This window comes from Agriterribacter sp. (assembly GCF_035444585.1).
GTDB lineage: Bacteria > Bacteroidota > Bacteroidia > Chitinophagales > Chitinophagaceae > Agriterribacter.
This window is the reverse complement of sequence record NZ_DAOMOZ010000010.1, coordinates 33,277-46,412: the sequence shown is the minus strand read 5'-3', so window position 1 is coordinate 46,412 and position 13,136 is coordinate 33,277. Positions and strand designations below refer to the sequence as shown.

General features: G+C 46.6%; 9 protein-coding genes. 7 read left to right on the top strand and 2 right to left on the bottom strand.

The genetic code is table 11. From position 1 onward, the window contains the following. Positions 1 to 2,097 (top strand): beta-glucosidase BglX (bglX, locus tag PLH26_RS02130; RefSeq protein ID WP_324584329.1); only part of this gene is annotated, 2,097 nt, incomplete at its 5' end. Positions 2,098 to 2,292: 195 nt separating this feature from the next. Further along, positions 2,293 to 3,792, top strand: a complete 1,500-nt coding sequence (locus tag PLH26_RS02125) for a sulfatase family protein (protein ID WP_324584328.1) — start codon at positions 2,293 to 2,295, stop codon at positions 3,790 to 3,792. A 104-nt stretch (positions 3,793 to 3,896) separates the two neighbouring features. On the opposite strand, the gene polA is transcribed toward PLH26_RS02125, so the two are convergent. Then, the gene (polA, locus tag PLH26_RS02120) at positions 3,897 to 6,746 is read right to left on the bottom strand and encodes a DNA polymerase I (RefSeq protein WP_324584327.1); all 2,850 of its coding nucleotides are present in this window, start codon (positions 6,744 to 6,746) and stop codon (positions 3,897 to 3,899) included. A gap of 313 nt (positions 6,747 to 7,059) precedes the next feature. Between polA and PLH26_RS02115 the strand changes: the two genes are divergently transcribed. The 5 genes from PLH26_RS02115 (at position 7,060) to PLH26_RS02095 (ending at position 12,120) form a co-directional block, all read left to right on the top strand. Then, the gene (locus tag PLH26_RS02115; RefSeq protein WP_324584326.1) at positions 7,060 to 7,857 is read left to right on the top strand and encodes an SDR family NAD(P)-dependent oxidoreductase; all 798 of its coding nucleotides are present in this window, start codon (positions 7,060 to 7,062) and stop codon (positions 7,855 to 7,857) included. Continuing rightward, entirely contained in the window at positions 7,854 to 8,765 is a 912-nt protein-coding gene (locus PLH26_RS02110) for an ROK family protein (protein WP_324584325.1), read from the top strand. The genes PLH26_RS02115 and PLH26_RS02110 overlap by 4 nt, the downstream gene beginning before the upstream one ends. Positions 8,766 to 8,865: 100 nt before the next feature. Beyond that, a complete protein-coding gene (locus tag PLH26_RS02105) occupies positions 8,866 to 9,663 on the top strand; it encodes a sugar isomerase domain-containing protein (RefSeq protein WP_324584324.1) in 798 nt (265 codons plus the stop codon). Positions 9,664 to 9,676: 13 nt separating this feature from the next. Then, entirely contained in the window at positions 9,677 to 11,056 is a 1,380-nt protein-coding gene (locus PLH26_RS02100; protein WP_324584323.1) for an FAD-dependent oxidoreductase, read from the top strand. 104 nt (positions 11,057 to 11,160) lie between these two features. Beyond that, entirely contained in the window at positions 11,161 to 12,120 is a 960-nt protein-coding gene (locus PLH26_RS02095) for a phosphotriesterase family protein (RefSeq protein WP_324584322.1), read from the top strand. Between the two features lie 201 nt (positions 12,121 to 12,321). On the opposite strand, the gene PLH26_RS02090 is transcribed toward PLH26_RS02095, so the two are convergent. Next, positions 12,322 to 13,083 (bottom strand): 3-keto-disaccharide hydrolase, encoded by a 762-nt coding sequence (locus PLH26_RS02090; protein WP_324584321.1) that lies wholly within the window; start codon positions 13,081 to 13,083, stop codon positions 12,322 to 12,324. Between the last annotated feature and the right edge of the window lie 53 nt (positions 13,084 to 13,136).

Sequence of the window (13,136 nt, the reverse complement as noted above, 5' to 3'; positions counted from 1 at the left end):
ACAGACGTGGAAAGCAAAATTAAAAAAGGACAGGTAGGCGGCATCTTCAGCATGGCTTCGGTGGGTCGTATCCGTAAAACACAGGAACTGGCGGTTACCCAAACCCGTTTAAAGATCCCCATCATCTTTGGCATGGATGTTATTCACGGGTATAAGACCATGTTTCCCATTCCGCTGGGCTTATCCTGCACATGGGATATGGAACTTATGGAGGCCTCCGCCCGTATTGCTGCTGTTGAAGCTACCGCAGACGGGCTCAACTGGACATTCTCACCCATGGTGGATATTGCCCGCGATCCGCGATGGGGCCGTATTTCGGAGGGATCTGGTGAAGATCCTTACTTAGGCGAAGCTATTGCCAGGGCTATGGTTAAAGGTTACCAGGGCACTGATCTTTCTGCCAGTAATACATTGATGGCCTGTGTTAAGCATTTTGCATTGTATGGTGCAGCCGAAGGCGGTCTCGATTACAATACCACCGACGTGAGCCGTGTGAGAATGTACAATGAATATCTTTCCCCGTACAAAGCCGCTATAGATGCGGGGGTGGGAAGCATCATGACCTCCTTCAATGAAATTGATGGCATACCCGCTTCCGGCAACCGCTGGCTGCTTACGGGTTTGCTGCGTAAACAATGGGGCTTTACAGGATTGGTGGTATCAGATTATACCTCGGTCAATGAAATGATAGATCATGGCATGGGCGACTTACAAACCTGCGCCGCACTGGCATTGAACGCCGGGCTCGACATGGACATGGTAGGCGAAGGGTTTTTAACTACTTTAAAGCAATCCCTGCAGGAAGGAAAAGTTACACTAAAAGCCATTGACAATGCCTGCCGGAAAATACTGGAAGCAAAATATAGACTGGGGTTGTTTGATGACCCCTACCGCTATTGTGACAGCGACCGCGCTGCTTCAGAAATCTTTACCGCAGCACATTTGCAAAAAGCGCGGGAAACAGCCGCTCAAAGCTTTGTATTGCTGAAAAACGAGGATGATCTTTTGCCATTGAAAAAAACGGGTACCATTGCGCTGGTAGGGCCGCTGGCCGATGCTAAAGAAAACATGACAGGCACCTGGAGCGTGTCGGCCGATTTTTCAAAAGCCGTTTCCCTGCTGACCGGCTTGCAAAATGCTGCAGGCAACAAAGCAAAAATACTTTACGCAAAAGGTTCCAATTTAACGGAAGACAGTTTGCTTGAGCAAAGGGCAACAATGTTTGGGAAATCGTTGGGCAGGGATAACAGATCCGATAGCGCCATGCTGAAAGAATCTTTAAGTGTGGCTGCACAGTCGGATGTAATTGTAGCAGCATTGGGTGAAGCGGCGGAAATGAGCGGTGAAAGCGCCAGCAGAACAAATCTTGATATCCCGGACGTACAGAAAAAATTGCTGAAGGCGCTGGTTAAAACCGGAAAGCCCGTGGTGCTGGTTTTATTTACAGGCCGGCCGCTCACGCTGGTTTGGGAACAGCAGCATGTGCCGGCTATATTGAATGTATGGTTTGGCGGAACAGAAGCAGGCAATGCCATTGCGGATGTTTTATTTGGAGATGTAAATCCTTCCGGGAAATTAACTACTACCTTTCCACAAAACATAGGGCAGGTTCCGCTGTATTACAATCATAAAAATACAGGCCGTCCTTTAGCGGAAGGGCAGTGGTTCCAAAAATTCCGTTCCAATTACCTGGATGTTTCCAATGATCCTTTGTACCCTTTTGGCTTCGGATTAAGCTATACCAGCTTCAGCTATAGCGATATTGAACTGAGCAGCAATACGCTCCGGTCTAACCAGGAAATAACGGCTGCTGTGGTGGTGACCAATACAGGAGCCCGCCGCGGGAAGGAAACAGTGCAGTTGTACATCCGCGATATGGTAGGCAGCATCACCCGCCCGGTAAAAGAATTAAAAGGATTTCAAAAAATTGAACTGGGGCCGGGGGAGTCCAAAAAAGTTGCATTCACCATTTCGGTAGATGACCTTAAATTTTATAACACCGATCTTCAGTATATTGCCGAGCCGGGAGATTTTAAAATTTTTATGGGGACCAACAGCAGGGATGTGAAGGAAATTGATTTCAAACTGCTGCCCTGAAATTAGAAAAGCACAAAGAACCAAAACACAAGAATCAAATAAAATACAAATGTCAAATCCGAAGCCGGTAAACCGAAATCTGCACAATAAGAGAAAGGCGGAGAGTGAAAAAGAAGCACTCATCCTTTTGTTAGCAACTCAACTGAGACCTGAAACCTGTAACTTGTATCCTTCACTTCACTAAAAAAGAACGATATGCGTTTGCTGCTGCTGCTTTTGTTTTCATCTTTCGCCCAACGGGCGCTACCGCAAACAGGGAAACAAAAGCCCATGAATATTATTTTTATCCTGGCGGATGATCATCGCTACGATGCCATGGGTTTCATGAACAGGATACAGGGGCTGCAAACCCCCGGTATGGACCGCATGGCAAGGGAAGGTATGCATATAAAAAATGCATTTGTATCTACAGCCCTGTGCTCTCCCAGCAGGGCATCCATATTAACCGGCCAGTATGCGCATACCCATACCGTTGTAGACAACAATTCTCCGCTACCCGATCACCTTAAGTTCTTTCCGCAGTACCTGCAGCAGAAAGGCTATCAAACCGCTTTCATGGGAAAATGGCATATGGGTGCTACTAAAAATGCTGACCCCCGGCCGGGTTTCGATTATTGGGTGAGCTTCCGCGACCAGGGTGTATATTATAACCCGGTATTTAATGTTAATGGCAAAGAAATAAAGTTCAGCGACAGCGCATACACTACTGATCTTTTAACAGACTATGCCATCAACTGGCTGGATAAGACCAGCAAAAGCAAGCCTTTTTTCCTTTATTTGTCGCATAAAGGCGTACATGCCGAATTCTATCCTGCCAAAAGGCATAAGAATAAGTATGCCGGCATTCCTGTAGTATGCCCGCCTTCCATGTACCTCACGGTAACGGATAGCAGCAAAACATTCGGCACCGTTACCGCTCCTCAAACAAAAGTAAATTACCGCGATATCCCGCAATGGGTGCGCAACCAACGCTATAGCTGGCATGGCGTGGATTATATGTACCACGGTGCTATCGTATTTGATGATTTTTACCGCCGCTATCTCGAAACGCTGCAGGCGGTGGACGAAAGCATTGAAAAAGTACTGGAATGGGTTAAAGAGAACGGCCAGGAACAAAACACCATGGTGGTGTATATGGGCGATAACGGCTTTTCATTCGGAGAGCATGGCCTGATAGATAAAAGACATGCGTATGAAGAATCTATGCGGGTTCCCATGCTGGTATGGGCGCCCGGTATGGTGAAGCCATCTTCGGTGCTGGAGCAGGTGATCATGAACGTGGATATCGCGCCTACTTTCCTGCAACTGGCAGGTATTGACAAGCCATCACAGATGCAGGGCTATTCTTTTGCAGGCTTATTGAAGGGACAAACAACAGGCTGGCAGCGTGATAAGGTGTTTTATGAATATTACTGGGAGCAGGCCTTTCCCCAAACCCCTACCACTTTTGCAATAAGAACGGATCGCTATAAATATATCTATTACAATGGTGTGTGGGATATCAATGAGCTGTATGATCTGAAAAACGATCCCTATGAAATGAACAACCTGATCCGCGATACGGCCTACAGGAAAACAGGCCTGCTGCTGAAGACCGAATTGTTCGACTGGCTCGGTAAAACCGGCGGACTTCAGATACCCTTAAAAAAAGCAGCGCCCATGAAGGGAGACAATTTATACAGGGGAACGTATTGAGAACATTGCAGGCATACCCTGCTTTGCGTGATGCGGCAACCGGGGTTTTGGTATACAAGCTTCAATCCTTTCCGCAGGATCATAAAGAATGCTACGTTCAAATATCAATGCGCTTCCAGCCAGTTCTCTCCTTCCCCTGCTTCGGCAACAACCGGCACGGCATTGGGTAAGGGCATAGCGGTTTGCATACATTCAATGATCAGCGCTTTTAATTCATTTGCTTCTTCTTTTACCGCATCAAAAATCAGTTCATCATGTACCTGGAGGATCATTTTGCTTCGCATATGCTCTTTTTTTATAGCAGTATGCACTTTTTGCATCGCCAGCTTTATCATGTCAGCGGCGCTGCCCTGGATAGGCGAATTGATGGCATTTCGCTCGGCAAACCCCCGCACTGTAAAATTGGATGAATTGATATCGCGCAGCCAGCGCTTGCGTCCCATCAGCGTTTGTACGTAGCCGTGCTCGCGGGCAAAATTGATGGTATCATCCATATATCTGGTGATCCCTGCAAACTGTTTTTTATAATTGTCTATGATCTCCTTTGCTTCCGTGCGGGTGATGCCCAGGTTATCGGCCAGTCCAAATGCACCCTGGCCGTAAATGATGCCGAAATTAACGCTTTTCGCCTTATACCGCTGTTCCTTTGTAACAGCTATTTCTTCAATGCTGTATACTTTTGAGGCCGTGGCGGCATGAATATCCTTGCCACTCCTGAATGCATCGCACATGGCGGGATCGCCGCTGATCGCCGCAACAATGCGCAGCTCGATCTGCGAATAATCGGCAGAGAGCAATATATGCTTATCATCACGCGGTATAAAAGCTTTCCTTATTTCTCTTCCTCTTGCCGTTCTTACCGGTATGTTCTGCAAATTGGGATTATTGCTCGCCAGCCTGCCGGTAACGGCTACCGCCTGTCCGTAAGTGGTATGCACCCTTCCTGTTTTACGGTTCACCATCTGAGGCAACGCATCCACATAAGTGGATTTTAATTTGGTGAGCTCGCGATACGCTAAAATATCTTCTACAATTTTACTGGAATGCGCCAGCTTCAGCAACACATCCTCGCCGGTAGCATATTGTCCTGTCCTGGTTTTTTTGGCTTTGGGATCCAACTGCAATTTTTCAAAAAGCACTTCCCCCAGTTGCTTGGGGGAAGACAAATTAAACCGTACGCCCGCCTGCTCATATACATTTGCTTCCGCCTGCTTTGCCTCTTTGCTCAATTCTGCTGAATACTGGTTCAAAAAATCCGTGTCAACTCTTACGCCCTCAAACTCCATATCGGCAAGCACTTTTACCAGTGGGTTTTCTACTTCAAAAAAAACCTTCTCTACATCCTTTGCCTTCAGTTCGGGCAACAGGGCCCGCTTTAACTGCAATGTTATATCCGCATCTTCAGCAGCATATTCCTTTATCTTCTCCAGCTCCACATCGCGCATATTGCCCTGCTGTTTGCCTTTTTTTCCGATCAGCTCTTCTATATGTACGGGTTCATAACCCAAATACTGTGCGCTCAGCATATCCATACCGCGCTTGCCATCGGGCTCAATTACATAATGTGCCAGCATGGTATCAAAAAGCGCTCCCTGTATTTCTATATCGTACCACTTTAAGACCAGCATGTCGAACTTAATATTCTGGCCAACCCAGGTTATGTCTTTTTTCGCGAACAGGGGTTGAAGCTGCTTCAGCATTGCAACTGTTTTTTCCCGGTCGGGCGAACAGGCAACGTAATATGCTTCGCCGGGCGTCCATGAAAAGCTCAATCCCACCAGTTCTGAATCGTTGGCATCCAGCCCGGTTGTTTCGGTATCGAAACATATTTCATTCTGCAACATCAGCTTTTCCACAAGCACTTTTAATTCATGCTCTTCCGTGATGGCAGTATAGGTATGTGGGGTATTGTGAATGTTTTTACCTTCAGGTAAGCTTGTAACGGCCAACTCTTCGCCGGCTTGCTTTTTTCCGGGAAGGCTGCTTACCGAAACTTCCTGAACATTGGTGTTGCCGAAAAGATCGGTCTGCACCGCGGTTATCGTAACTTTTTCTCCCGCATTCCTGGCGGCAATGGGCAGGGTTTCCCCCAGTATCCTCTGAGCTATTGTACGAAATTCAAGGCTGGTAAACACTTCCATCAGCATTTCGCGGTTCCACTCTTTTAGTTTAAAGTCGTCTTCGTGAAAAACAACTGGCACATCCGTAATAATGGTAGCCAGTTTTTTACTCAGGATGGCGGCATCTTTCCCGTTCCTTATCTTTTCGCCCAACGCACCTTTTATTTTATCTGCATTTGCCAGTATATTTTCCAGGGTTCCGTATTCGGCCAATAATTTGGCAGCGGTTTTTTCACCAACCCCGGCAATACCCGGAATATTGTCCACTGCATCGCCCATCAACCCCAGCACGTCTACCACCTGTTCCACACTTTTAATGTTCCATTTTGCACATACTTCAGCCGGTCCCATTATTTCCACATCACCCCCCTGGTAACCGGGCTTATAAATTTTTATTTTATCGCTTACCAACTGCCCGTAATCTTTATCGGGCGTTACCATAAATACTTCATATCCCGCATTGGCGGCCTGTATGCTCAACGCACCAATAATATCATCTGCTTCGTATCCGTCGAGCTCAATTACCGGTATATTGAAGCCCTGCACAATATGTTTAATATCGGGCAAAGCGCTCAACAGGTCTTCCGGCGCCTCCTGCCGGTTGGCCTTGTATTCCGCAAAATCAGTATGCCGCTCGGTGGGTGCATGCGTATCGAAGCACACAGCCATATGCGACGGCTTTTGGTTGTTGATCAGCTCTGCCAGCGTATTGGTAAAGCCAAACTGGGCATTGGTATTACGCCCCTTTGAGGTAATGCGCGGATTGCGGATCAATGCATAATATGCACGAAAGATCAGCGCCATGGCATCTAAAAGAAACAGCTTCTTACTCATGCCGCTAAGGTAATTGTTTTGGATTTGAGATCCACCACGGCGGACAGGTTTAAGATTTGAAATCCGATCTCGTTTGGTTGGGAAAGCTTTTAAAATTATGATATATAACTATTGTTTGTGCCTTTCAGCCGGCGGACTTGCATTTTGCTCAACTGCGATCCTGCAGTTAAGATTTATGTACGAAGTAATAATAAAGTATCAAATCCGCAGCTCATCAACCCGTATGTTTGCTCAATAAAAATCAACACCACGATAATGAAGCTGATGATTAACAAACACGCACTTTCAAAATTGAATTTCTTATACTTCCCTTATGCTCAATAATAAGAATATTGTCATTATAGGAGGAACAACGGGGATAGGCTTTTCGGCAGCCAAAGCATTTATCCGGCACGGAGCAAAAGTAGTTGCTGTTGGGCGCCATGATGGTACCGGGCGGCAGGCGCAGCAGGCGTTCGGCGATTCAGGTTTGGTTTTCACGGGAGATGCTATTCAGGAAAATACAGCCTCCGACGCGATTGAATTATGTATGAAAACCTGGGGAAGTTTTGACGGGCTTTATCATGTAGCCGGTGGAAGTGGCCGTAAAATGGGAGATGGGCCATTGCATGAGCTCTCGCTGGAAGGCTGGAATAAAACACTGGAATTGAACCTTACTTCTTTAATGCTTTCCAACAGGGCTGCAGCACAGTTTTTTTTAAAAGCCAAACGCGGGGGTTCTATTTTAAATATGGGCTCGGTTTTGGGTTATTCGCCGGCTCCGGAATATTTTACAACGCACGCGTACGCAGCGGCCAAGGCGGCCGTCATTGGCTTTTCCAGATCTTTGGCTGCTTATTATGCAAAAGATAATATACGCGTTAATGTGATTGCCCCGGGACTGGTAGAAACACCAATGGCACAACGGGCTGCCGGCGATACTGAAATTATGCATTACATCAAAAGCAAGCAGCCCTTAGATGGAGGAAGGATCGGGAGGCCCGGGGACCTGGACGAAGCTGCCTGTTATTTCATGTCTGAAGGTTCACGGTTTACAACCGCACAGGTACTGGCCATTGACGGCGGCTGGAGCGTAAGCGAAGGGCAAATATCTTCAAAGCATAAACAATGACAACAGCAATAGGTATTGACCTGGGAGGCACCAATATCAAGGGCGTATTGCTCAATGCTAAAGGCCACCTGATACACCGGGCCGAACGGGCAACACAACCGGGTACCGCCGGCGAAGGTTGGCACTGGAAACAAACCGTGTCTCAAATGATCGCGGAGCTAAAATCAAAAAGCGCTCATCCTGTAAAAGCTATTGGCCTGGCAGCCCCCGGTCTCCCAAACGAAAGCAATTCAGCCATCCGGCTAATGCCTGTGAGGCTTAACGGATTGGAAAACCTTATCTGGACGGACTATCTGGGCGAAAAAAAGGTTTGGGTTTTAAATGATGCCCATGCTGCCTTAATAGCTGAGGCAAGATTCGGAATCGGGCAGGGGATAAAAAATATTGTTATGCTAACCTGGGGAACGGGCGTGGGCGGCGGCGTATTGATGAACGGAGAATTGTACCAGGGCAATTATCAGATGGCAGGGCACCTGGGGCATATGATATTGGATGTTGATAATGAAGGTCCCGGAATTACAGGAATGCCCGGAACGCTTGAAAATGCTATAGGTGATGCCACTATATCAAAAAGATCTTTTGGGAGGATCCAGTCAACCTATGAACTGGTAAAAGCCTACCGGCAGGGAGATCCTTTTGCCACTTTTATCTGGTTGAACACAATACGAAAATTAGCCATGGGTATTTGCTCCCTATGCAATTTACTTTCTCCTGAACTGGTCATTTTAGGTGGAGGAGTTACAAAAGCGGGCGACGCCTTATACAAGCCGTTAGCCGAATTCATAGACGTATATGAATGGAAAAATACAGGTAAAAAAACACCCGTTAAACAAGCGGGATACGGCGAAATGGCCGGGGCAGTAGGTGCTGCGGGCTTTGCGTTCAGTAAAGCAGACTTGTCCGGCTGAAATACTTTGTATGCAGATGCATCAAAAACAACATTGAGTTCCCCCTGGCTAAAAACAATAATAAATATTCAAGAGAAATCTTTGGTTACAATCGATCAATATGGACGTAATTCATGAGTATCTTACCAAATGCCGCAAAATCATTGAGGTTGTAGAGAAACAATCTGAGCTTATACGAAAAGCGGCAAATTTGTTTACCGCAACCATCCTGGCCGGTCGTATGGTCCATGTGTTTGGCTCGGGGCACAGCAGGATCATGGTAGAAGAAATGTGGCCCCGTTACGGCTCTTTTCCCGGGTTCAACCCAATAGTTGAGCTGTCCCTCACTTTCCATAACCTGGTAGTAGGCGCAAATGGACAAAGACAGGCCATGTTCCTGGAAAATGTACCGGGACTTGCGGAAAGGATCTTACGCAACTTTGATTTGAGCACCCTGGATACGGCTTTGATCATTTCTTCAAGCGGTTGTAATATCGTTCCCATTGAAATGGCGGAAAATTTTCAGCGGAAAGGCATCAGGGTAGTGGCTTTACTTACAAAAAAGCATGCTGCAAATAGCAGCAGTAAGCGAAAAGATGGAAAAAAACTTGGTGATTTTGCAGATATCATCTTAGACACGGGTGCTCCCCTGGGTGATGCCATGATAAAAATACCCAACCTGGAAACACCGGTATCTCCCGGATCCACCATTGGAGGAGCCCTGATTGTAAATGCCATCAAGGCTGAAGTGGCCCGTTTGCTTACAGCAGCGGGACAACCCCCGAAAGTATTGAGCAGTGCAGCGGTAGTTGGAGCAGAAAAGGCTGTTCAGCTATTTGAAAGCGCTTATGATGAACATGCTCATCGCCTGGCAGGATTATATAAATCTGTCGGAAATCCGGTTTCTCCTCATCATTAATGCAGTATTAGTTATGACAGACCTCATTAATCACCATAAGATCCCTTTACTGGCCGAAACAGATATCCTGGTAATAGGGGCTGGTTCTGCCGGCTGTTTAGCCGCGTTGGCTGCAAGGCAAGGCCGGAAATACGAGGTAATGCTGGTTGAACGCTATGGTTTTCCCGGAGGCACATCCACGCAGATGCTCGATACATTTTATGGATTTTTCACACCGGGAGAAGCACCCAAAAAAATTGTGTCGGGTTTGGCAGATACGATCGTACATAAACTGGATCAAACGGGAGATATTTTTTTACGTCCGAATACTTACGGAGCGGGAACAGGCGTAAATTATAACCCGGAACGCTTAAAATATGTGTGGGACCAACAGATCATTGAAGCCGGTATCCGTTTTTTACTCCATACTACTTTGGTTGACACAGTAAATGAAGAAGCAGAAAAACAGAGTTGTATTTTCTGGAACAAAAGTGGATTTTATAAGGTGAAGGCGAGAAGAGTTATCGACGCTTCCGGCGATGCTGATTTTTGCCATTTGGCAGGATTCGCTTATGAAGTGGCGGGTGAGTCGGAACCCGCTCAAAGCATGACCACTACTTTCAGGATGAGCAATGTTGACCTCGAAAAATTCAAACAGGCAGGCGGTAAAAAAATGATGAATGAAAAAATGAAGATCGCCTTTGAAACAGGAAGCTATTCGCTACCCAGGAAAGAGGGATCGGCGCATGAAATGTGCCAGAAAGGATGTGTATCTACCGTAGCGGTTAAAGTAGGGGGCTTAAATCCGTTAAATATGGAAGAGCTCACCCTGGCGGAGATGGAAGGACGGAGACAGGCATTCATTTTCGAGGAATTCTTTAAGAATGAAGTGCCGGGATATGAAGCATCAAAGATCATCGGCCTTTCGCATCAGATAGGCGTTAGGGAAACGAGGCGTGTGTATGGTGAATATCGCCTCACTAAAAATGATTGTCTCTCAGGCAATATTCCCGGAGACAGTATTTTTCTCTGTGGCGCACCTATTGAAGATCATCGGGAGGCTAAAAACGGAGAAAGCGAAACCTTCTGGCAATACATTCCTGATAATGGAGTGTACGGCGTTCCCTATGGAACGATCGTACCCAAAGGCAGCGCATTGGCCTGGGTGGCAGGCCGTTGTTTTTCTGCCACGCATGATGCCCATGCCTCATGTCGCTCGATGGCCCAAACCATGTGCATGGGTCAGGCTGCAGGATCAGCTGCCGTATTATCGCTGGATGAAGATATGGCCGCTCATGCCCTGGATATTGCTGAGCTGCAATCCAAACTGCTTCAAACGGGAACCCTCCTGGAGGTGCCTCATACTTTGGCAGACACGGGCAGGAACGGCTGGAGAAATAATTTCGTGGGGTAAGTATCATTTTGTGAATAGTGAGTGGTGAGTGGTGAGTGGTGAATAGTGAGTGGTGAATAAATTCGCCATTGTTTACGACACGATAATCTTAACCTAACATACATATGCAATCAACTACAACCCCATTTGTACGTACGGTTTTGGGAGATATAGCTCCTGCAGAAATGGGACTCACCTATTCTCACGAGCATATTATTATTGAGGAAAGCTATCCCACCCTGCAGGATCCATTGTTTCTTTTGAATGACGTAGATAAAATTTCGCAGGAATTAAAAAGCTTTTATGACGCAGGAGGAAGAACCATGGTAGACACCATGCCTGCCGATTGTGGCCGCAATGTGCTCAAGCTGGCTGAAGTATCCCGCAGAACAGGCGTAAATATTATAGCGCCTACCGGCATTCATCTCGAAAAATACTACCTGCCCAATCACTGGCGGTATTCCTATACCGAAGATCAGCTGACCCGGTTATTTATTGATGATGTAATGAGTGGTATTGATGCCAATGATTACAACGGCCCCTGTATTAACCGTACCATTCATAAGGCTGGTATGATCAAGCTGGCCACCGGTGATGAAAAGATCACCGCCCACCAGGAGAAAATATTTCATGCAGTGGTGAACACGCACCTGGAAACCGGCGTGCCCATTTTAACGCATTCCAATTTTGGTAAACATGCCATTGACCAGGCAAACATGTTTGAAAAGCTGGGGGCGCATTTGGAGCATGTGGTTATTTCACATGTTGATCGCTGCAAGGATACCGGGTACAACCGGGCATTGCTTGAAACCGGTGTAAAAGTAGAATACGACAGCGCTTTCAGGTGGAAAGGAAAAGAAAACCAGATCTACAAGCTCCTGGAAGCTTTGCTGCCTGATTTCCCCGACCAGGTAACAATGGGAATGGATGCCGCCAAAAACAGTTACTGGCAATCGTATGGCGGCAAGCCCGGACTGAATTTTTTGCTGACCACCTTTAAAGATGACCTGCAAAAGATGGGCTTGGGTCAGTATTATGAAAATATTTTTTTTAACACCCCGGCACAGCTTTATTCATTTTCGTAAGGAATGCATCTGCTATTCACATAAAAATTGGCCGCTATTCAAAGGGCCGGTAGAGAGGATATGCCACGAAGACCCGCCTGAACCGGACGCCCGCCCGTGCCGGTACGGACGGGGGCAGACACAAAAACACGAAGTCCTGAGCTTCAGGTTTTATTTTCTTCGTGCCTTCGTGGCAAAACATTCCTTTTCAGATCCGCCGCTTTACAGCTCTCTTATCCAGATATTCCGGAAACTGACTTCACTTCCGTGCCCCTGCAATTTAACAGCGGCTTTATCGTGAAGCTCGTAACGGGGAATACCTATATATTTTATTGTTCCCTGGATCTCAAAATGGTTGAGCGTTAATACGCCATTATGCACCAAGGTAATATAGGCCGGCTTTTCAACGCTGCCATTGTAGCGAAATCGGGGAGCTGTGTAATAAATGTCAAAGGTATTCCAGTCACCCGGCTTGCTGGAAGCATTTGCCATAGGGATCACCTGCTTATAAATGCTCCCGATCTGTCCGTTGGCATACAGTGGGGTTTCGTTATTATAGGAATCGAATATCTGCACCTCATAACGTTCCTGCATAAATACACCACTATTGCCGGCATTGTTGCGGTCAGTACTGTTTTTAGCGTCTGCCGGAATTTTAAACTCAACATGTAACTGGCAATCACCAAATTTTTGTTTGGTCTGAATATCACCGGTACCCGGTTTAAAAGTCATAACGCCATCTTTCAAATTCCACACGCAGCGACCCTGATCTTTTGACATTACCCAACTGTCGAGATCTTTGCCATTGAAAAGAACGATCGCATCGGAAGGTGGTGCGCCGCCTATGCCCGGAGTAACGATTTTAGGTAGTGGTCCTGCTACTTCCGTAGCCTCCGGTTTGGTATAGTCCTTCTCAAAAATGTTCTGGGCTTCCGTTATAAAACAATACATTAACAGAAATAAAGAAAACAATAATTTTTGCATAGCTTTTGATCATAAAGTTTACAATTATCCTGCGGTTAACCCGGGACTATTAT